A 20,418-nucleotide genomic window follows, 5' to 3' on the forward strand; every position below is an offset into this window, starting at 1 on the left:
CAGCCAGGCACCGAGGCGCCGGTGCAGTCCCGGCGCGGCGGGCGGGCCGGGCCCAGTATTGACGGTTCCGGGGCTGCAGCGTAGACCTGATGGCAGGTGACACCGGCCAGAACCGGGCCGGTCCGGAGCAGAATCGCAGTGCCATGCCCAAGCAGATGTCCCGCCACTCGTCCATGTTGAAGCCACCGCGGCACGGCCGGAAGCTCACCCCGCACCCGGGCGAGCCGAGCCACGGCCCCCTGACGGCGGAGGAACTCCAGCTCGCCGTGCGGAATCATTCGATGCCGCTGGAGGCGTTGCGGAATGACATCACCCCGCCCGGGCTGCACTACCTCCTGAACCATTTCGATATCCCGTTCATCGATGCCGAGCAGTGGCACCTGCGGATCGGCGGCGCGGTGCAGCGGGCCCTGGAGCTGAACCTGAAGGCGCTCAGCCGGTCGCCGCGGATCAGCATCCCGGTGACCCTGGAATGCGCCGGCAACGGCCGCTCGCTGCTGCGGCCCCGGCCGCTGAGCCAGCCGTGGCAGCTGGAGGCCGTCGGCACCGCTGTTTGGACCGGCGTCCCGCTCGCCTACCTGCTGAGCCAGGCCGGGGTGGAGGACGATGCCGTGGAGGTGGAGTTCACCGGCGCCGACACGGGCATCCAGGGTGGGGTCCGGCAGCAGTTTGCCCGGAGCCTGCCGATTGCCGAGGCGCTGCGGCCCGACATCGTGCTGGCCTACCGGATGAACGGCACTGACCTGCCGCCGCAGCATGGCTACCCGCTGCGGCTGGTGGTTCCCGGCTGGTACGGGATGGCCAGCGTCAAGTGGCTGTCCTCGATCAAGGTGCTGACCAAGCCTTTCGACGGTTTCCAGCAGGTGGTGGCGTACCGCTACCAGCAGGACGCGGACGACGTCGGCACCCCTGTCACGTGGATCAGGGTCCGCTCGCTGATGGTCCCCCCGGGCGTGCCGGACTTCTTCACCAGGAGCCGGATAGTGCCGGCCGGTCCGGTGATGCTGACCGGCCGGGCATGGTCCGGGGAGGGCGCAGTGCAGCGCGTCGAGGTGGGCATCGACGGCAAGTGGGCACCCGCGCAGCTGCAACATCCCGCCGCGCCCTTCGCCTGGTGCGGCTGGTCCATGCCATGGGTGGCTGACCGCGGGGACCACGAGCTGGCCTGCCGCGCCACGGACGCCACCGGAGCCACCCAGCCGCTGGAGCAGGCCTGGAATTACCAGGGCATGGGCAACAACGTGGTGCAGCGGATCAAGGTGACGGTCCAATAGCTGGCCTCTTGCCCGCTCCCAGAGGGGATTTCCGGGCAATTCCCTAATAGTCCACGATCGCGCCGGCGGAGATGTTGACCGTGGCGTCGGTGATCGCCGCGGCCCTGTCCGAAGCCACAAAGCAGGCGACGTTTCCGACGTCGGCTAGCGTTGCGGTGCGGTTCAGGTGCGCGGTGCGGGCGATCTCCAGGATGATCTCCTCCCGTCCCTCCGTCTGCCACGGAATCGTCTCGATGATGCCTCCGGACACCATCGTGACCACCCGGATGCCGTGTTTGCCCAGTTCCAGGGCCCACTGCCGGCGCAACCCCTCCATCGCATCGAGTGCGACCTTGAAGCCTCCGAGCCCGGGCAACGTCTGGGGTCCGGAGCCGCCGAACATCAGAACCACGCCGGAGTGCTGTTTGATCATCTGGGTTGCCGCGGCCCGTGTGGTGAGGAAATGCGTGCGGGTGGCGAGGCTGATGGGCTGGGTGAAGTCGTTGACGTCGATGTCCATCAGCGGCTGCTGAATGTCGCCGAAGGAGATGACGTTGAAGGAGATGTCGATCCGTTTGTTCTTCCTGGCCACCCGGTCCACGAAAGCGTCGACCTGTTCCTCGTCGAGGGCATCGACGACGGCGGTTTCCGCTTTGCCGCCCTTGTCCAGGATATCCCGGGCCACTTTTTCCAACGTGGACTCTGTTCGTCCGGCGAGGTAGACGAAGGCGCCCTCCGCCGCGAAAGCCCGGGCCACAGCGCCGCCGATGGAACCGCCCGCACCGTAGATCAGCGCGGTCTTGCCGTCCAGCAGTCCTCTTCCCGGCACCTCGTTGTTCGGCATGGTCGCCTGCTTCCCCCGGTGGAGTGGTAAATTCCCTCCACTATGTTCCCGCCTGGAGCCGCTGGCAAGAGGAGCGATCAGGCCGGCGGCAACTGGACGGGTGGCCGGGCGTCCGGGTTGTCGGTGCCGGGGGGTGGGGATCCGGCGGGAGGCGGGTCGCCCGGGCCGTGGGCTGCAGGTCCGCCGATGCCGTAGAAGCCCATCTCGCTATCGGCGGGCCGGTGCGCGGAGGCGCCGGCGGAACCGGGGGCGGGCTGCCCGTACAGCGGTCCGGGTGGGGCCCCCCCCGGACCGCCAGGAACTGTCGCGTATCCGGGCCCTGCGGGAGGGGCCGGAGCAGGAATCGCAGATGCGTCTCCCGGGTCCCGCGGCCCCATGTCCAGATGGAAGGGCGGGTATTCGTCGCGCATCAGGGCCACGTACGCCGTGACACGGTAGATCCAGCGGTTCAGGCCCATCAGGAAGTCAAACAGACCGCGAGGGTAAGCACCGGTGAACAGCAGGATGACCCCGGCGATGAGGACCAGCAACCCAAACAGCGAGAGCCCAGTGCCGACCTGCACCCAATCGCCGTCGCGGTACCTCCAGGTCTGGGGCGCCCCGGTGAGCAGCGCAATGACCAGCAGGTGCGGGATGGCCAGCAGCCAGGACTTGACGAGCACCAAACCCCGGGACAGCTTCTCGGGGTAGTCGACGTCGAAATCAGCGGGATAGTCGGTACGTTCCAACGTGAAGGGCGGATAGATGTCCGTGCCGATGGCCGAGTACGCGTAAAAGGACACCCGCCAGCCCCAGCGGAGCACCCCGACGTTGAAGTTGAACAGCGAGCGCGGGTACCGCCCGGTGAAGAGGATCGCGAACCACGCAACGATGGTGACCACAACGAAGGCAAACCAGAGGAAGATGAGGACGATGAAGTGCGGGATCGCCAGCAGCCACTTAAACAGCCACTTCCAGCGGGACAGGTTCGGGTCCAGGTAGCCGCTGAGCCGGGCGGGATAGATGACGCCGGAACCCGGCGGGGCGCCCGGCACCGGCCCGTGCACCGCCTCCGGCACGGAACCCGGTGCGGTGGCCGCTGCGTAGAGCGGCGGTGCGGAGCCGGTGGCCGCTGGCTGCGGCTGCCCGGCCTGCGTTTGCCCGGACAGGTGTTGGCCGGGAAGGGGATACCCGTAAACGGGTTGTCCGGACATGGCCCGCCCGGGAAGGGGGTGCCCGTTCTTGCCGCGCCCCAGCCCTGCAGCGCCAAGCACGATCAGCGGAACACCTATGAGCAGGAGCACCACTCCGCCGATCAACAGCCCGATGAAGACGGGCCACAGCAGGTTGGAACGGGCTCCGGCTTTCATGTCCACGGCCACCGGGGCGCTGCCGTCAGCGTTCATGATCACCACGGCCCAGCTGCCGGACCGCAGGTCCCATTCGAGCTGCTGCTCCCCCGCGCCGGTGGCGGACGCAGCCCAGAAGCCTTGGTCCGCCGGCCTGGCCGGAATCCTGGCACCGGCCTTATCCTGGTACTCCACCCGGAACGGGTTGAAACGGACCTCGGCAATCTCGGAATGGCTGACGCCGTCGAGGTAGGCCGCCACGTCGCTCCTCGGTCCCACCCCGATGAAGACTTCCTTGCCGGACACCGCCGACCCGCCCAGCAGGACGCTTCCGACCACGCCCACCGGCGCGGTGTCCGGCACTCCGCCCTCGGTCATGATGTCGAGGCGGGGTGTGGTCAGGGCGTAGGAGTTCGTGGAATAGCGTTCCGAGGGGGTCGTGAAGTACCCGTTGTCGCGCTGCAGATAGTTGGCGAAGCCCGCGGCTCCGGCGGCCGCCAGCAATCCCAGCCCGAGGAGGGCGCTGAGCGTTCCCAGCACCAGCATGACAATCCGGCCTGTTCGCATGGCCGCCGTCCTTTCAATGACTCAGATCAGCTGGCTCATCTCGTAAGGGAGGTGAGTAGGGTGTGCGCCCAGGCTTTCGCTTTCTCGATTTCGCCGTCGCGGAGGGGTCCCTCGCTGCCCTTCACGTAGAAGGGCATGGGTTCGGCGATGATGTCGGCCCCGCCGGCCTTCAGGGCGTGCGTGATCTTCTTCGCGGCGTCGCCGTGGATGAACATCCGAACGCGGGTATCGAAAGCGGCGGCCTTCACGCCAGTGAGGGAACCGTGGCTCAGCGCCGAGAGCAGCGCGGTGATCTTCGGCGTCGGGCGCCAGCCGTTGATTGGGCTTCCGACCACGAGGAGGTCCCCCGCTGCGAGCGTCCCGGGCCTGAAGTCTCCGACCGGGACGGACTCCGCGGGCATCCCGTCGAGCGCGGCGGAGATCGCCTCGGCTACAGATCTCGTGTTGCCGTACGCCGAATCGTAGACAACCAGGGCCCTCATGCCGTGATCACGACCTTCAGCGCCTTGCTTTCCGCGGCGCGGGCGAACGTGTCGTAGGCCTCCAGGAACTGATCAAAGCTGAAGTGGTGGGTGGCGAACTTCTCCGCCGGCACCTTCTTTTGGGCCACGAGCTTGAGCAGCATCGGGGTGGTGTTGGCATTAACCAGCCCCATGCTGATGTTGATGTTCTGGATCCAGAGGTTCTCCACATGCAGCTCCACGGACTTGCCGTGCACGCCCACGTTGGCCACGTTTCCCCCGGGGCGCACGATGTCCGTGCACATGCTGAAGGTCGCCGGAATGCCGACCGCCTCGATTGCCACGTCCACACCCTGCCCGTCGGTCAGCGCGAGCACCTGTTCCTTCCAGTCGGCGTCGCCGGAGAGCACGACGTCGGTGGCGCCGAACTCCCTGGACTTGTCCAGCCGGTTAGCGTCAAGGTCGACGGCGATGATGGTCGCGGCCCCGTAGAGTCCGGCGGTGGCGATGGCGGCGAGGCCCACCGGACCGGCGCCGATGACGGCGACCGTGTCCCCTGGCTTGACGCGGCCGTACTGCACGCCGATTTCGAAGCCGGTGGGGAGAATGTCGGAGAGCATTACGGCCTGCTCGTCGGTGACGCCCTCGGGGAGCAGGTGCAGGGAGTTCTCGGCGTACGGGACGCGGACATACTCTGCCTGGGTGCCGTCGATCAGGTGCCCGAAGACCCATCCGATCCCGGATGCCCCTTCCTCGCCCATGCAGTGCGAGTAAAGCCCCGTCTTGCAGTTGGCGCAGTGGCCGCAGGACTTGATGCAGGAGATGATGACGCGGTCGCCCACTTTTAGGCTGGTGACCGAGGAGCCGACCTCGGTGATGGTCCCGACACCTTCATGGCCAAGGATCCGGCCCTTCGTCACCGCGGGAACATCCCCCTTCAGGATATGGAGGTCCGTGCCGCAGATTGTGGTGGTATCCACTTTGACGATCACGTCGCTGGGATTCTGGATCTTGGGATCGGGGACATCTGTCCAGGACTTTTCTCCGGGACCGCCATAGACGAGGGCTTTCATGCGTTCTCCTTGATTCTGAGGATGGCGGGCGGATCGATGATGCGCAGACGGCACGGGGTAACGGAGGCGTCGATGCCGGAGGAAAGAACTGAGCGACGGGCATGCTCGTGGAGTTCCTCCATGGCATCGGCCGTCACCCGTGCATGGGCCAGGTCCACGATGATTTCGTACCCGGGAAGTTTGGCTGCCACTCGGCGGCAGACAACGTAGAGGGCACGGATATTTGCGGGCGTAACGACGCCCCGCACAACGACTCTCGCCGACGCCTCGACGGCGTCGATCCGGATGAGGACTTTGATGCGGGGATCCCCATGGGACGGGTGGGCGTAGTAGGAGCTGGACCGGTTTCCGTATTGCCTGTGTGTCACGGGGCGTCAGAGCTCCCGCGCTGCCGGTGAGCGGACTCAAAACTACAAAAATCGCTGATGACAGTCATTTTGGCGGCGGTCTCCTGCCGTGATCCCGCCGAAACGGGAACCTGCAGAATGCCTTTTCCTTCCCCAAGGTTCGAGCGAGACCGTGCAACTGACGAGCAAGCGGTTCATCCCCCAATGGCCGTGCATGAACCGCCCCAACTTCAGCTTGATCGTGGCCTGTGTCCGGGGCAAGGGGCGAAAGTCCCTTGACCGGCGCGGCGCCCGTAATCCGGTGGCTCAGGTGTCCGGCGGCGGCGCCGGCGGGTCCGGATTGGCGCACGGCGCTCCGGACCATAGCCTGTTTCCTATGCCTGCGACCCCAGCCAAAGCCGTGAGCCACCTCGTGCTCGCCTCCGCGCGCCTCCCGGGCGGGACGGCGCTGTACAACCTGCACGTGACCAGCGGTGTCGTTTCGCGGATCACTCCCGCCGGGACTCCCGGCAACACCGGTACCCGCGTGGTTGACCTGGACGGCCGCTACGTCATCCCCGGGTTGTGGGATGAGCACGTCCACATGACCCAGTGGGCCCTCGCCGCCAACCGGATCGACCTCTCCGGCGCAGCCTCGGCGCGTGAGGCGGCCGACGTCGTCCGTTCCGCACTGTCCGGCCACAACGACGCCGCGCTGACGGCCGTGGGTGTCGGGTTCCGGGACGCCCGCTGGCCGGATGTTCCGACGCTGGCGCTGCTCGACGGCGCCACGCGGGGCCTGCCGACAGCACTGCTTAGCCATGACCTGCACTGCGTGTGGCTCAACAGCGCGGCGGCCGACCGCTACGGCGTGGCGGTGGACGCCTCCGGACTGTTGCGCGAGGAACCGGCCTTTGACCTGACCCGCGAGCTGGGCCGGCTGCCTGGTGCCGTGGTGGATGCCTGGGTGCGGGAGTCCGGTCAGGCGGCGGCGGCACGCGGGATCGTGGGGATTGTCGATTTCGAAATGACCTGGAACCGGGACGTGTGGCAGCGCCGGATGGCGGGCGGGTTCGAGTACTTCCGGGTGGACGCCGGCGTTTACCCGCCGGACCTGGCGAGGGCCATTGCGGAGGGGATGCGGACCGGACAACAGCTCGGCGGCGGGGCGTCCGGCGAGGGGTCGGGGCTGCTGCGGGTCGGCCCGCTTAAGGTGCTGATTGACGGCTCACTGAACACCCGCACAGCGTTCTGCGTGGACCCGTATCCGCACGGCGGCCGCGGGCTGCTGACGGTGAGCGAGGCGGAACTGCTGGAATTGCTGGTCCGGGCCCGGGAATCCGGCTTCGTTCCGGCGGTGCACGCCATCGGCGACGGTGCCAACGAGGTGGCCCTGAATGCCTTCGCTGCGGCCGGGATCGCCGGGAGGATTGAGCATGCCCAGTTTGTCCGCGGCCAGGACTTCGCCCGCTTCGGCGAGCTGGGCCTGACGGCGAGCGTCCAGCCGGCCCATGCCCTGGATGACCGCGATGCTGCCGATTCCAACTGGGCCGGTCGCACGGACCGGGCGTTCCCGCTGCGGTCGCTGCTGGCCGCCGGGGCGACCCTGGCGCTGGGCTCCGACGCGCCCGTGGCGCCGCTGGAACCGTGGACCGCCATGTCTGCCGCCACCACCAGGTCCCGGCAGGACGGACGGGAACCCTGGCACCCGGAGCAGGCCCTGACCCGTCAGGAGGCCCTGACGGCGTCATCGCGCGGACGGGGCCGGATCCGGGTGGGCGATCCGGCGGATCTCGCCGTGCTCGACGACGACCCGCTGGCGGTCTCCGACGCTGTCTTTGCAGCCATGCCGGTGGCCGCGACGCTGGTGGCCGGGCGGTTCACTTTCCGAGGTGGCCTCTGACCGACGGCAGCTAAGCACCCTTGACGCGGGTCTGGACCAGGTTGGCGTAGGGCAGCCGGCCATGCTCCTCCACGAAGCCGGCGTGGTACAGCGCTTCGGCCTCGTTGAGCTGTCCGACGGGCAGTTCTTTCCAGGCGACGATCAGCGACCCGGCCGCGGCGAGCTGCCAGATCAGCCGGCCGTCCCAATGGCCGGGCGGCTTACCGGCGCCAAAGTCGACAAATTCCTGGATCTGCCGGCGCAGGCCGCGGTTGCCTTTGCTCCCGGGGCCGGCCTTTCCCACGTAGAGCACGTCCGCGCCGTCGACCCATTCGGCGTCCAGCGCTTCCGGCTTCAGGCTCGGGTCCTTTTTCTTGAAAATGCCGGCCGTGCTCTTCGCCAGGAACTGCGGCCGGAAGCCCTCGGGCCGCAACACGGCGAAGACCCCCGGTTTCTGCGGGATCCGGTTGATGTCCAGGTCCCCGAGCGGCCGGAACCCGGTGAACCCGTCCTGTTTGAGTGAGTGTCTGTTGATTGGCATGGGTTCCTAGAGTCAGGGCGCTGCGTTCACTCAAAGCTTACTGATACGCAACTTTCGTGGCCGCCCTTAATGTCTGAGGTGCCCGCTAGTTTCGATTCCATGGACGGCAATCAGGGGCCCGACGAGGCTCCGGCAGGACAAGTCACGGTCACCGGGGTGGCCCGTTCCCTGGCCGCTGTCCGGCCAGCCTCCGGCGGCGACGGCGGGGCCGGTTCCGGGCTGACGGGGCAGTTCCGTGAACTGGAGGAGCTACTGCGACGCCCCCATCCGCCACCACGACCACATCATCCCCTGGCACAACGGCGGCCCCACCACCCAAAACAACGGCGCCGGACTCTGCGAAGCCTGCAACCACACCAAAGAACTCCCCGGCTGGACCACACACCCACGCCCCGGCCCCGACACACCCTCGAAACCACCACCCCCACCGGCCACACCTACCAATCCACCGCACCACCCCTGCCCGGAACCCCGTTACCGGGGACACCGCAATTTGAATCACTTGGCTTCCGGCAGCGGCGCGAACTCCGGCACGCCGCCAAGGTCCTCAGGCACTCCAGACCGCGGGCAGGGGCGATGCATCATCCGCAGCCTGAGACACCGCCGTGTTAGCCGAGCGGCTTCCGCCCGAACCAGGACTCAGCCAGGGTCACATCGGCTTCCACGGGGTAGTTGCCGGCGGAGTGACCCAGCGCCAGCCGGTAGCTGCCACCGGGTGAATGCCATTGCCCGGCATCCTGGTCGTAGGACGCCAGCAGCCGCGGATCAACGGTCAGCGAGACGGTCCGTGATTCGCCGGGGTCGAGTTCCACCCGCTCGAAGCCGAGCAGCCGCATCCGCGGCCCGGCCGGTTCCTCCAGAAGGTACAGTTGCGGGACGTCGGCACCTCGCCGGGGCCCCGTATTGGTAACGGTGAACTCGGCGCGGACCCCACCCCGGTCCTGCACCGTCAGGTCCCCATAGTTGAACCGGGTGTAGCTGAGCCCGTGGCCGAACGCGAACAGGGGTTCCTGCCCGGTCTTCGCGAACCAGCGGTAGCCGACGTCGGATCCTTCGGTGTAGTTGACCGTCGTTGGGGTCCCCCATGGCGTGCCGAGGCCAGCGAGTTCCGGCCGCGGCGTCTGCTCGAGGCCGGTCGGGAATGTCAGCGGGAGCTTCCCGGACGGGTTCGTGACGCCGGCGAGGATTTCGGCGATCGCCTGGCCACCGCATTGACCGGGGTACCAGGCCGCCAGGACGGCCCTGACCTTAGGCAGCCACGGCATTGCCACCGGGTTTCCGGTCTCGAGGACGACAACGGTGTTCGGGTTGGCGTCCGCGACGGCCTCGATCACGGCGTCCTGGCCCCAGGGCAGGGTCAGGTCCGCATTGTCGTAGCCTTCTCCCTCGACCCGGATGCCAAAAACGATGGCGACGTCGGAGCGGTGCGCCAGCATCGCAGCCTCGGCCGGGCTCATCCCGGGATCGAAGTCGATCTCGGCGTCGGGCAGCAGTTTCTGCAGTTCCGCCAGCGGGGAGGAGGGCATCAGGTACAGGTTCCGCATTACGCCCATAATGCCCGGGCCGCCGATCGAGTGGACTTCGGCCCACCCGCCGGGCGGGGTGACGGCGCTGGAGCCGCAGCCGGTGACGACGCCCAGCTGGGCATGTCCCCCGATGACCGCGATCCTGAACGGCGCACCGGTATCGGACGGCGCCGCCAGCGGCAGCACGCCGTCGTTCTTGAGCAGGACAATCCCCTGCCGGGCCGTCTCCAGTGCGATGCCGGCATGGGCGGCGGGGTCGACGTCGGGCGTTCCCTCCCAGCGGTCGATCCCGACGTCGAAGATGGCGTAGAGGATGCGGCGCACCATATCCGAGAGGCGTTCCCTGGGGAGGTCGCCGGCCTCGACGGCCTCACGCAGCGGTACTGTGAAGGTCTCTTGGCCCCACATCATCACGTCGATCTGCGCGCCTGATTCCTGGTCCTGGCCGCGCAGCGCGAAGTCCCAGCTGGGCGTTGCGCCCCAGTCGGACATCACCCATCCGGGGAAGCCCCAATCGCCTTTGAGGATGCCCTGCAGCAGGTCCTCGTTCCCGCCCACGTAGATGCCGTTGATCTTGTTGTAGCCGGTCATGACCGAGCCGGGGCGGGCGCGTTCGATCGATATTTCGAAGGCGAGCAGGTCCGATTCCCGGTGCGCAGCCGGGTCGATGACGGCGTCCAGCCAGTGCCGGTTGGTTTCGTTGCAGTTCAGCGAGAAGTGTTTGACCGTGGAGATTACCTGCTCGCTCTGGATGCCTTTGACTGATTCCGCGCCGAGAACGCCCGTGAGCCACGGGTCCTCGGACAGGTACTCGAAGTTTCGGCCGTTGCGGGGATCGCGGTGCAGGTTGAGTCCACCGGCCAGCAGCACGTTGAGCCCTTTACTGCGGGCCTCCCGGCCCACCATTTGCCCGGACCTGCGGGCGAGATCGGGGTTGAAGCTGGCCCCCAGGGCGATCGAGGCCGGGAGCGCGGCCGCGGTGTCGCCCTCCCGGTAGCCCGGGTTGGTCACGCCCAGGCTCGCGTCGGTCATCAGCAGGGCGGGGATGCCGAGCCGCGGGATCCCGGGGGTGTAGCCGGCGCTCATCGGGACGCCGTCAGGGATACGCGGATCCTTTTCCGTCAGCACGCCGTTGGTGCCCTGGACGCTGATCAGGAGGGAGAACCGCTCCTCATCCGTCAGCTGCACCTCGACTTCCCGGGCCCGTTCCATCGCTTCAAGGTTCACGCGTTGCCTGCTTTCGGCTTCGTCCCGGCGGGGCATTGGGCGCCACTGCGGGTTGGGGCTACGGACGAGTTCCATCATGCCCTCGGCGGCAAGGAGGGCCCAGAGGCTCGCGGTAACGTCCGCGGACCGTTCGATCCGCACACGGACCGACGCACTCATCACAGGCAGCGCGCGCAGCGGCAACGGCAGCGGCAACGGCAGCGAAGGCATCGGAAAGCCGGAACCGCTCAAACACGGCTTCGACGGCTGCGGGTCGCGCCGCATCAGCGGTGAACATCGGCTGGTCATCAGCTCGTTCGGCGGGCCGCTAGGATTTGGCGCTTCGCCAGCGCGCAAAAGCCTGCAGGTACCTTCGCGATCTCGCTATGAGATGGCTCGGACATTTTCATGTCCTGAACGACCCGGCCAAACCAGATGGTTACCTGCAGGCGTCTTAAGCGTACGCCCGGCTCTCGGGCCTTGACTAGGGGTTTACGGACCCGCCTGCGACGCCGGAACGGAACCCGCCGCGACCCACAAGAACGCCCCAGCGCTCAAAAGCGTAGAGTGGAAGCAGACGCCTGATTCTGGACGCCGAGCGCTGAGGGAGAAATCGTGACGATTGACTGGGACGAAAAGAAGACCCTGCTGCAGGAACCGAACATCGCCGCCGTAACGCAGCTTTGTGACGAACTGATGGAAAAGAAGCCGGGGTCTGTCGTCCCCTACATCGATCCCGTCCACGACGAGGACGAGTGCCGCATCGTCAGCCTGCACATCGCGCCGGGCAAGGGCACCGAATCGGGCTTCGTGTCCCACTTCAACGATGACGAGGCGGCCCGCCGCGCCACCTCCATCTACGAGGCCGTCGAGCTCGATCCCCGTTACGTGATGCCGTGGAACGCCTACCCTTGGGTCCGCGACCCGGACCTGCCGTCAGCGCTCAACGTCCAGGAGAAGACGGACGGCCTGCGGCCATTCCGCCAGTTCCTCAAGATCAACAAGCGCGTGTCTGCCGTTATCGCCCACGGCGCCGACGCCCACGCCTTCCTGACGCTTTTTGAGAAGACCTACCACTCGTCCCTGAAGAACCGCGGCGTCAAGATCTACAAGGCCACCGCCCTGGGTGGCCGCGCGTTCGCCGTCTCGGCAACGAAGCAGGATGAACTCCTGAGCAAGAACGTAGAGGTTTACAAGGACGCCATGCAGCGGGCGGGCATCCAGCACCTTTAATCCAGCACCTCTAGCGGAGCAGCCTGCGGGGGAAAGAGGAAGCCGTGTCCGGGTCAAAACTCGCAATTGTGGGTGCCGGCAGCGTGGGCACCTCGCTGGCCTACGCCGCCCTGATCCGCGGCTCGGCAAGTAACGTCGCCCTCTTTGACGTCAACGCAACCAAGGCCGAGGCCGAGGTGCTGGATTTGGCCCACGGCACCCAATTTGCCGCCGCCGCGGTCAGCGTCACCGGTGGCGGTGACATCACCGCCACCGCAGGGGCCGACGTCGTCGTCATCACCGCCGGGGCGAAACAGGCGCCGGGGCAGACCCGGCTGGACCTGGCCGGCACCAACGTCCGCATCCTGGAACAGCTCATGCCTCAGCTGCTGACGCACTCCCCCGGGGCCGTCTACGTGCTGGTGACCAACCCCTGCGATGTGCTGACCGTCGCGGCGCAGAAGATCTCCGGGCTACCGTCCTCGCGCATCTTCTCCTCCGGCACGGTGCTCGATACGTCCCGGCTGCGCTGGCTGCTGGCGCGGAAGGCCGGCGTCTCCCTCACCAGCGTGCACGCCAGCATGGTGGGCGAGCACGGCGACACCGAGTTCCCCATCTGGTCCGGCGCGACGATCGGCCCGGTCCCGATTCGTAACTGGGAGGTCGACGGCGACCGCGTCTTCACGTCCGACTACCTCGCCGGTACCGCGCAGGAAGTAAAGGAAGCGGCTTACAAGGTGATCGCCGGGAAAGGCGCCACAAACTACGCGATCGGGCTGTCCGGCGCGCGCATCGTGGAAGCTCTGCTGCGCGCGGAAAACGCTGTCCTGCCGGTGTCCACCGTGCTGGACGGGCAGTACGGAATCACGGGGGTGGCACTGTCCCTGCCCAGCATCGTCGGGCGCGGCGGAGTCCATCAGATCCTGGACACGCCGATGGACGACGGCGAACTTGCCGCCCTGCACCACTCGGCGGAGACCCTTCGACGGAGTCTCGCCACGCTCGGGATCTAGGGTGAAAGTGGCTGCTCGGTCGTGGCGAAGACGGGCACTACCGTCACCGAGCCGACGTGCGGCAGGGCACGCCGAACCCCGGCGTCCATATTGGCCGTCACCGAGGAGAACTCAACCAGGTGCGCATCCGTGGCGATCGGCACCATGATCTCGACGTGCAGCCGGTGCCCGGACCAGCGCAGCCGTGCGGTTCCCCCGGCCCGGGAGTGTTCCGCGATGATGGTCTCCACCCGCTCCGTCAGTCCAGGGTCGACGCCGTCCATCAGCCGCCGCCCGACGTCGCGCACCGTGCCCCACAGAAGGACGACGATGGCGGCGGAGATCAGCAGGCCAACAATCGGATCCGCGAGCGGGAAACCGAGCCAGACGCCGATGACGCCCGCGACGACCGCCAGCGACGTGAAGCCGTCCGTCCGGGCGTGGATGCCGTCGGCCACCAACGCCGCGGAACCGATCCGCCGGCCGACCCGGATCCGGTAGACGGCGACGAGTTCGTTGCCGGCGAAGCCCACCAGCCCGGCGGCGAGGACCCAGCCGAGGTTGTGCACGGGCTGGGGCTCGAAGAAACGGCGGATGGACTCGACGGCGGCCACCACCGCGGACAGCGCGATCATCGCCACGATGAACAGCCCGGCGAGGTCCTCCGCCCGGCCAAATCCGTAGGTGTAGGTCCGGGTGGACTTGCGGCGGCCCAGCAGGAACGCAATCCAGAGCGGGACCGCGGTCAGCGCATCGGAGAAGTTGTGCACGGTGTCGGCCAGCAATGCCACGGAGCCGCTGATCAGCACGATCACGAGCTGGAAGAGTGAAGTGGCGCCGAGACCGAGCAGCGAGATCTTGACCGCGCGGATTCCCTGGGAGCTGGCTTCGAGGGCCTCGTCGATGGAGTCCGCGGCGTCGTGCGAGTGCGGGACAAAGACCGACTGCAGCCAACCTTTCAGACCCTTGGCGTGGGTGTGCGCGTGGTCGTGGTCGTGGTCATGCGGGTGGTCATGCGCGTGGTCATGCGGGTGGGGGTGGTCATCGGGGTGCCCGTGGCCGGCGTCGTGGACGTGCTCGGCGTCGTGGATGTGGCCGGCGTCGTGGACGTGCTCGGCGTCGTGGATGTGGCCGGCGTCGTGGACGTGTTCCTTGTCCTCGCTGTGGCTCTGTTCGTCCACGGCGTCCGACGGGCGGTTCACGCCTCGTGCCCTGGGGCCGTGCCGAGCGCGTGTTCCGCCTGATGGATTGCATCCATCACAAGTTGACGGGCATGATCATTCTGCAGCCGGTAAAAGACCTTCGTGCCTTCTTGCCGCGTGGCTACCATGCCAGCAAGCCGCATCTTGGCCAGATGCTGGGAAACGGCAGCAGCCGGCTTCCCAACCCGCTCCGCCAAGACATTGACCGGCAACTCACCCTCCCCCAAGGCAAGGATTAACCGGACCCGCGTGGCATCGGCCAGCATGGAAAACACCTCGACGGCGAGCTCCACATGGGGACTGTCGATCCCAACCTGCATATCTGCATTCATACGCGGATAATGTCACGGATGCCACCGCCACGCAATTTTGGCCTGCTGCGTGGCGGAACACTCTGCGGTGGCAGTGGCTGACGACAGGTAGCCTGAAGGCGTCGTGCAACCGTCCGAACCCATGATTGAGGAAGGAGATCTCCGATGAAGAAGACTCTCCCCATTTCCGCCGCCGCCGTTGCCACCGTTCTTGCCCTGGCGGGCTGCTCTACCGGCGCCGGTTCCGGGGGCAGCACCATGCCGGGCATGGACCACAGCAGCGTGGCCGCGAGCCGGGCCGCGGCCGCCGACCACAACGGCACGGATGCGATGTTTGCCCAGGGCATGATTCCGCACCACGCCCAGGCGGTCGAGATGAGCGACATGATCCTGAAGAAGCAGGGCCTCGACGCCAGGATCATCACGCTGGCAACAAAGATCAAGGCAGCCCAGGCGCCCGAGATTGGGACGATGACCGGCTGGCTCAGGGACTGGAACGAATCCACGCAGGCGCCCGGCGGCCACTCGATGACCGGAATGATGAGCGGCGACGACCTCGCCAGGCTCGACGCCGCCGAGGGCACCGAAGCAGCGAAGCTGTTCCTCAGCCAGATGATCGCGCACCACGAAGGCGCCGTCGAGATGGCCAATGCCGAGGTCCGGAGCGGCAAGAGCGCCGAAGCCATCCAGCTGGGCAAGGACATTGCAGCCTCCCAGACGGTCGAGATCCAGGAAATGAAAGATCTGCTCGCGGGGCTCTAGCCGCCCGGCGATCTCGAGGTGAGACTTCGCGCCCATCGCCGTCGACAACATGGGCGCGAAATGTCACCTCGAGGGTCACGGCAGCCCGCGGCGGCGCCGTAACGCAACGTCCGCGCAACCTCCAAGGAAGCCGGCTCGCATATGCTCAGCAGACAGACGAACACTGGCTCAGCGACGAACCACCCGGGAGACACCTTATGACCAACTGGCGAATCAGGGATTTCCACTCCGCCGACCTTGACGGCATCCTGCACCTCTGGGAGTCGCTCAAGGCCACCAACGTCGAACCGGTCTACGCGCTCTCGGAGGTGCTGGCCTCCTGCGAGAAGGACCACGCCGTCGTCGCGGTGCAGGGCGATCAGGTGGTGGGCGCCGCCGTCGGCCGCGCCGCCCACGACCAGGGCTGGATCGTCTTCCTGGCCACCCTCCCCGAGTTCCGCGGCCGCGGCATCGGCACCTCGCTACTGGCCGCCGTCGAGAACCGGATGGCGCCGCACGGGCTGAACAAGCTCTCCGCACTGATGCCGGAAGCCGAGACCCGGGTCGAGGCGTTTCTGGGGCGCGGCTTTGTGCTGAAGAAGAACCTGCGCTATTTCGAGCGGAAGATCCCGGTGCAGCGCCAGGAACTCGAGCCCCTTGGCCTGCTCGGCGGCCGGATCCTGGCCCGCGACCTCTGGGAAAACGTCGCCGGCATGCGCAATGAGAAAGAGCTGCTGGAACGCCGTCTGGTCCTTCCGCTGGCCGAGGCCGACCTCGCCGACGAGTACGGTGTAGTGCCGCCGCGCGCCGTCGTCCTCTTTGGCCCTCCCGGCACCGGCAAGACCACGTTCGCCAAGGCCATCGCATCCCGCCTCGAGTGGCCGTTCGTGGAGGTCTTCCCCTCCCGCCTCGCCGCCGATCCCAAGGGCCTCGCCGGTGCGCTGCGCGAGACGTTCCTGGAGATCGCCGAACTGGAACACGCCGTCGTTTTCATCGACGAGGTGGAGGAAATCGCCTCCCAGCGTTCCGGCGAGCCGCCGTCGCCGCTGCAGGGCGTCACCAACGAACTCCTCAAGATCATCCCGGCCTTCCGCGAGCAGCCCGGCCGGTTGCTGGTGTGCGCCACCAACTTCATCCGGGCCCTGGACACCGCATTCCTGCGCCACGGCCGCTTCGACTACGTCATCCCCATCGGCCTGCCCGACCGCCAGGCCCGGGAGGCGATGTGGCAGCGCTTTATTCCCGCCACGGTCGTGGACGATGTTGACGTGGAGCTGCTGGTGGAACGGACCGAAGGTTTCTCCCCTGCGGACATTGAATACGCGGCCCGGAGCGCGTCCCAGCGGGCGCTGGAGAAGGCGGTGTACGACGACGGCGGGCTGGCATCCGGCGGAAGCCCCGCTGCCCGCGACGCGGTCCGGAAAGGCCCGGCGACGCAGGACTACCTCGACGCGATCGCGGACACCCGGACCACGGTCAGCGACGAGGTCCACCAGCAATTCCTTGAAGACATCGACGCCCTGGGCCGGGTCTAACTCCAGCCCCCTCCAGCGACCGACGCGGGGTCAGCCTCAACGCGGGGTCAACCTCAACGCGGAGTCAGATATCGCCCATGCCGGGCACGGCGATGGGCGCGATGTGACTCCGCGTTGCTTCGAGAGATGAGTCGGAGAGGAAACCGTGATCCTGTTTCTGACACTCGTGAGCGGACTCGCCTGGACCGCCGTCTACGTTGATGCCATCCGGATCGGGTTCAGGGACCGAAGCTACGCGATCCCGGCCGCTGCGCTTGGGCTGAACTTCGCCTGGGAGACTGTCTACGCCGTACGGTCCATTGCGACCGGAATTTCCACGCAAGGAGTCTTCAACATTGTGTGGGGCATCACCGATGTCGTGATTGTGTACACATTCCTCAGGTTTGGCCGCTCCGAACTGCCGGTCTGGGTGACGCGGAGGCTCTTCATCGGCTGGGCGCTTCTGCTGGGCATCATGTCGTTCGCGGTTCAGCTGCTGTTCGTCCTCGAGTTCGGCTGGGAGGATGCCGGGCGCTACGCGGCGTTCCTGCAGAACCTGCTGATGTCCGGGCTGTTCATCGCGATGTTTGTAGCCCGCGGCGGCGCCAGGGGCCAGACTTTGCTGATTGCGGTAGCCAAATGGATCGGGACGCTGGCCCCCACCATCGTGTTCGGCTGGTACGGAAACTCGGCACTAATCCTTGGCGTCGGCATCCTCTGCAGCATCTTCGATCTGACCTACATCGGTCTGCTGTGGCGGGCACGAACCCGGGCAAACACAACGCGGGGTCAGCTATCGCCGATGCCGGGGCCCGGCATGGGCGCGAGGTGACCCCGCGTTGCTGTCAGCGGGCGGCATGATGCCGGCATGGCCCGGACCGGCCCGGTCCCTGGGGGCTCAGTCCCGGTGCTGTCCGGAGTCGGCCGCCGACGGCGGTGCGTACACCGGCGCGGCCGCCGGCTCGGCCGCGGGCGAATCTCCCGCCGAGGCGTCTCCGTAGGAGAGGTTTTCGTAGTCGGTGTCGTCCGCTTCGTCGAGCAGATCGTCCAGTTCGTCCAGGAGCCACGGGTTGATCCGGGCCAGGATCTTCCGGGTTTCCTCCACCGGAACGGCGGCGTAGAGCACGGGACGCGCCTCGTCGTAGCGCGTGACCGGAGGCTTGTCCGGCCACTTTTCGGCCAGCGCCCTCACGCGCTCCGGCAATGAGTTGTGCGCATTGTCCGCGATTTTCACCAGGGTGGCGTCGTGGTCTTCAGCAATGTAACGGATGCCCGCCTGGTAGTCGTCCGGGTTTTCGTGCAGTCGCTTGGTGACGCGCTCGATAATGTCGGCCGCACGCTCCGAGACGCCCATATCCAGCAGCGCCTGCCGGGTCATCGGCGTGTCCTCCGCGATGTCGTGCAGGTACCCGGCGATCCGGATGTCGTCGTCGAAGTCGGCCAGGGCATCCCCGACGGCGATCACGTGCTCGCGGTAGGGCCGCTTGAGTTTGTCCTTCTGGCGGCTGTGGGCCACTTCGGCGAGGACCTTGGCGGTCTCGACGGTGAAACTCGGCTGCGGGCTGCGCGATTCCCTGAATTCTGGTTCTGACATGCCTCCAGCCTACGCGTCGCGCCCGGCCAACCCGGGCCAAATCCATGGTGCCCTGGGCAGGGCACCGGGGTCGAACACGGCCAGGGCGCGGTGCAAAGTCCCGGGCGGCAGACCCAGGGATGCCAGCAGCGCGTTCCGCACCTCGGCCACCGGAACGCCGGCGGCCGAAAGGTCGGCGAGGGTGACAGCCCCGTCGCGCTTGGCCAGCCGGGCGCCGTCGGCGTTCAGTACAAGCGGAACGTGCGCATATTCCGGGACGGGAATATTCAGCAGTGAGGCGAGGTAGGCCTGCCGGGGCGTGGAGGGCAGCAGGTCATCACCGCGGACCACCTGGTCGATGCCTTGAGCGGCGTCGTCCACGACGACGGCGAGGTTGTAGGCGGTCACACCGTCGTTGCGGCGGAGCACAAAGTCGTCAACGACGCCCGTATAGGTGCCATGCAGCACGTCCTGGACGGCCGCTTCCGTGACAGCTGAACGGAGCCGGATCGCTGCGGGCCGATGGGCCCGCCTGGCCTCGCGGTCCGCCGGCGAAAGCTCCCGGCAGGTGCCCGGGTAGGCTCCCTGCGGGGCGTGCGGCGCGGACGGCGCCTCCTGGATCTCCCGGCGGGTGCAGAAGCATTCGTAGGTGAGACCGGCGTCGGTCAGCCGGGCGATTGCCGCCGCATAAAGCGGGCCGCGGTCGATCTGGCGGACGACGGCGCCGTCCCAGGTGACGCCGATCGCAGCCAGATCCCGGAGCTGCTCCGCCTCGGCGCCGGACCGGGACCGGTCGAGATCCTCCACCCGCATCAGGAACCGCCTGCCCGTGGACCGGGCGAAGAGCCAGGCCAGGATGGCCGTCCGGAGGTTGCCGACATGCAGTTCGCCGGAGGGGCTGGGGGCGAAGCGGCCGGCAGAGGTCATGGCACCAGCCTATGCCGCCCCCACCCGGGCCCAACAACCACCAACGCGGGGTCACCTCCGGCCCATGGCGGGCCCGAACACCGGCTTGATGTGACCCCGCGTTGCTCGGTGGGGTGTGCACACACAAGAGCCCCTCAGCTACCGATGACTTCGGGAATTCCGACGTCGGTGGCTCAGGGGCTCTTGCCGTGCCGGGCCCGGGGCGTCGCTCCGGGCCGTGGCACTGCGAATGCGGAGCTTTGTGCGGAATGACGATGCTGTGAACAAGAGTCAATCAGCTGGCGGTTTCCTTGCGGGAAGCCTCATCCAAGGTCCGGGTGGTGTGCCGGAGTGCTTGTAGCCTTGGGGGATCCGGCGGTGGCCTGCATCCCTTTGTTGTCACTATTTCACCAGAAGTCCTACAGTTGGTGCAACGGGCTCAACCTATCCTGATCAATCTGATCAACTCGGGCCGTAACTACGTTCAGGAAGTGGTCACTTTGCAGGAACTCGACGCCACGGACCGGCGGATCCTCCTCGCGCTCGATGAGGATCCCCGGCTGCCGATCATGGTACTGGCCCAGAAATTGACCCTGGCGCGCGGCACCGTGCAGTCGCGCCTGGAGCGGATGACGGCCTCCGGCGCCCTGCGCCCCAACAGCAGCCGGGTGCTCCCCTCGGCCCTGGGCCGGGGCGTGGCCGCATCGGTCAGTGCGGAACTGGACCAGAGCCACCTGAACGAGGCGATTGCCGCGCTCCGGAACATCCCCGAAGTGCTCGAATGCCACGCCCCGGCGGGCGAGACCGACCTGCTGATCCGGGTGGTGGCAAAAAGCCCGGACGATCTGTACCGCGTTTCCGAGGAAATCCGGCTCTGTCCCGGAATTGTCCGAACCTCCACAAGCATGTTCCTCCGCGAGGTAATCCCCTACCGGACCACGGGGCTGCTGGGCGCTTGAG

General features: G+C 67.2%; 20 protein-coding genes and 1 pseudogene. 10 read left to right on the forward strand and 11 right to left on the reverse strand.

What is annotated here, in order from left to right; genetic code table 11:
* The first annotated feature begins 173 nt into the window (after positions 1-173).
* Positions 174-1,274 (forward strand): sulfite oxidase, encoded by a 1,101-nt coding sequence (locus tag AC50YM_RS13935; RefSeq protein WP_494957614.1) that lies wholly within the window; start codon positions 174-176, stop codon positions 1,272-1,274.
* 43 nt (positions 1,275-1,317) lie between these two features.
* Here the strand turns inward: AC50YM_RS13935 and AC50YM_RS13940 are convergent, their stop codons facing one another.
* The 5 genes from AC50YM_RS13940 to AC50YM_RS13960 all read right to left on the reverse strand — a co-directional run bounded on the left by AC50YM_RS13940 (position 1,318) and on the right by AC50YM_RS13960 (position 5,894).
* Positions 1,318-2,097 (reverse strand): SDR family NAD(P)-dependent oxidoreductase, encoded by a 780-nt coding sequence (locus tag AC50YM_RS13940; protein WP_494957550.1) that lies wholly within the window; start codon positions 2,095-2,097, stop codon positions 1,318-1,320.
* A gap of 77 nt (positions 2,098-2,174) precedes the next feature.
* A complete protein-coding gene (locus AC50YM_RS13945) occupies positions 2,175-3,992 on the reverse strand; it encodes a DUF4389 domain-containing protein (RefSeq protein ID WP_494957551.1) in 1,818 nt (605 codons plus the stop codon).
* A 35-nt stretch (positions 3,993-4,027) separates the two neighbouring features.
* Positions 4,028-4,474 carry a flavodoxin family protein gene (locus tag AC50YM_RS13950; protein WP_494957552.1) on the reverse strand — a complete coding sequence of 149 codons (447 nt, stop codon included), beginning with the start codon at positions 4,472-4,474 and terminating at the stop codon, positions 4,028-4,030.
* Positions 4,471-5,526, reverse strand: coding sequence for a zinc-dependent alcohol dehydrogenase family protein (locus AC50YM_RS13955; RefSeq protein WP_494957553.1), 1,056 nt, complete (start codon positions 5,524-5,526; stop codon positions 4,471-4,473). Before AC50YM_RS13955 ends, AC50YM_RS13950 begins: the two co-directional genes overlap by 4 nt.
* Positions 5,523-5,894, reverse strand: coding sequence for a hypothetical protein (locus tag AC50YM_RS13960; RefSeq protein ID WP_494957554.1), 372 nt, complete (start codon positions 5,892-5,894; stop codon positions 5,523-5,525). The genes AC50YM_RS13955 and AC50YM_RS13960 overlap by 4 nt, the downstream gene beginning before the upstream one ends.
* A gap of 355 nt (positions 5,895-6,249) precedes the next feature.
* Between AC50YM_RS13960 and AC50YM_RS13965 the strand changes: the two genes are divergently transcribed.
* Entirely contained in the window at positions 6,250-7,755 is a 1,506-nt protein-coding gene (locus tag AC50YM_RS13965; protein WP_494957555.1) for an amidohydrolase, read from the forward strand.
* 10 nt (positions 7,756-7,765) lie between these two features.
* Here the strand turns inward: AC50YM_RS13965 and AC50YM_RS13970 are convergent, their stop codons facing one another.
* Entirely contained in the window at positions 7,766-8,275 is a 510-nt protein-coding gene (locus AC50YM_RS13970) for a hypothetical protein (RefSeq protein ID WP_494957556.1), read from the reverse strand.
* Positions 8,276-8,525: 250 nt separating this feature from the next.
* Between AC50YM_RS13970 and AC50YM_RS13975 the strand changes: the two are divergent.
* Positions 8,526-8,887 (forward strand): annotated as a pseudogene (locus AC50YM_RS13975) (HNH endonuclease); the annotation flags it as partial.
* Here the strand turns inward: AC50YM_RS13975 and AC50YM_RS13980 are convergent.
* On the reverse strand, positions 8,884-11,238 hold the full coding sequence (locus AC50YM_RS13980; RefSeq protein ID WP_494957557.1) for a glycoside hydrolase family 3 C-terminal domain-containing protein: 2,355 nt from the start codon (positions 11,236-11,238) through the stop codon (positions 8,884-8,886). The pseudogene AC50YM_RS13975 and the gene AC50YM_RS13980 overlap by 4 nt on opposite strands.
* Between AC50YM_RS13980 and AC50YM_RS13985 the strand changes: the two genes are divergently transcribed.
* The 3 genes from AC50YM_RS13985 to AC50YM_RS13995 all read left to right on the forward strand — a co-directional run bounded on the left by AC50YM_RS13985 (position 11,186) and on the right by AC50YM_RS13995 (position 13,232).
* Positions 11,186-11,491, forward strand: coding sequence for a type II toxin-antitoxin system YoeB family toxin (locus AC50YM_RS13985; RefSeq protein ID WP_494957615.1), 306 nt, complete (start codon positions 11,186-11,188; stop codon positions 11,489-11,491). The genes AC50YM_RS13980 and AC50YM_RS13985 overlap by 53 nt on opposite strands.
* 131 nt (positions 11,492-11,622) lie before the next feature.
* Positions 11,623-12,240, forward strand: coding sequence for a uracil-DNA glycosylase family protein (locus AC50YM_RS13990; protein WP_494957558.1), 618 nt, complete (start codon positions 11,623-11,625; stop codon positions 12,238-12,240).
* Between the two features lie 44 nt (positions 12,241-12,284).
* Positions 12,285-13,232 carry an L-lactate dehydrogenase gene (locus tag AC50YM_RS13995; RefSeq protein ID WP_494957559.1) on the forward strand — a complete coding sequence of 316 codons (948 nt, stop codon included), beginning with the start codon at positions 12,285-12,287 and terminating at the stop codon, positions 13,230-13,232.
* On the opposite strand, the gene AC50YM_RS14000 is transcribed toward AC50YM_RS13995, so the two are convergent.
* Together AC50YM_RS14000 and AC50YM_RS14005 are read right to left on the reverse strand one after the other, a co-directional pair.
* Positions 13,229-14,302, reverse strand: a complete 1,074-nt coding sequence (locus AC50YM_RS14000; RefSeq protein WP_494957616.1) for a cation diffusion facilitator family transporter — start codon at positions 14,300-14,302, stop codon at positions 13,229-13,231. The genes AC50YM_RS13995 and AC50YM_RS14000 overlap by 4 nt on opposite strands.
* A 107-nt stretch (positions 14,303-14,409) precedes the next feature.
* On the reverse strand, positions 14,410-14,745 hold the full coding sequence (locus AC50YM_RS14005; protein WP_494957560.1) for an ArsR/SmtB family transcription factor: 336 nt from the start codon (positions 14,743-14,745) through the stop codon (positions 14,410-14,412).
* A gap of 144 nt (positions 14,746-14,889) precedes the next feature.
* On the opposite strand from AC50YM_RS14005, the gene AC50YM_RS14010 reads away from it, so the two are divergent.
* The 3 genes from AC50YM_RS14010 to AC50YM_RS14020 all read left to right on the forward strand — a co-directional run bounded on the left by AC50YM_RS14010 (position 14,890) and on the right by AC50YM_RS14020 (position 17,811).
* Complete coding sequence (locus AC50YM_RS14010) at positions 14,890-15,486, forward strand: DUF305 domain-containing protein (protein WP_494957561.1); 597 nt, start codon at positions 14,890-14,892, stop codon at positions 15,484-15,486.
* A 197-nt stretch (positions 15,487-15,683) separates the two neighbouring features.
* Positions 15,684-17,000 carry an ATP-binding protein gene (locus AC50YM_RS14015; protein WP_494957562.1) on the forward strand — a complete coding sequence of 439 codons (1,317 nt, stop codon included), beginning with the start codon at positions 15,684-15,686 and terminating at the stop codon, positions 16,998-17,000.
* Between the two features lie 145 nt (positions 17,001-17,145).
* Positions 17,146-17,811 carry a transmembrane-type terpene cyclase gene (locus AC50YM_RS14020; protein ID WP_494957563.1) on the forward strand — a complete coding sequence of 222 codons (666 nt, stop codon included), beginning with the start codon at positions 17,146-17,148 and terminating at the stop codon, positions 17,809-17,811.
* Positions 17,812-17,877: 66 nt separating this feature from the next.
* Here AC50YM_RS14020 and AC50YM_RS14025 read toward each other — a convergent pair whose 3' ends face one another.
* Both AC50YM_RS14025 and gluQRS read right to left on the reverse strand, forming a co-directional pair.
* A complete protein-coding gene (locus AC50YM_RS14025) occupies positions 17,878-18,573 on the reverse strand; it encodes an HD domain-containing protein (protein ID WP_494957564.1) in 696 nt (231 codons plus the stop codon).
* A 9-nt stretch (positions 18,574-18,582) separates the two neighbouring features.
* Positions 18,583-19,479: a tRNA glutamyl-Q(34) synthetase GluQRS gene (gluQRS, locus tag AC50YM_RS14030; RefSeq protein WP_494957565.1), complete on the reverse strand. Its 897-nt coding sequence runs from the start codon at positions 19,477-19,479 to the stop codon at positions 18,583-18,585.
* A gap of 479 nt (positions 19,480-19,958) precedes the next feature.
* On the opposite strand from gluQRS, the gene AC50YM_RS14035 reads away from it, so the two are divergent.
* Positions 19,959-20,417 (forward strand): Lrp/AsnC family transcriptional regulator, encoded by a 459-nt coding sequence (locus AC50YM_RS14035; protein ID WP_494957617.1) that lies wholly within the window; start codon positions 19,959-19,961, stop codon positions 20,415-20,417.
* The last annotated feature ends 1 nt before the right edge of the window (position 20,418 follow it).

It is taken from the genome of Pseudarthrobacter sp. RHLT1-30-1, assembly GCF_059383415.1.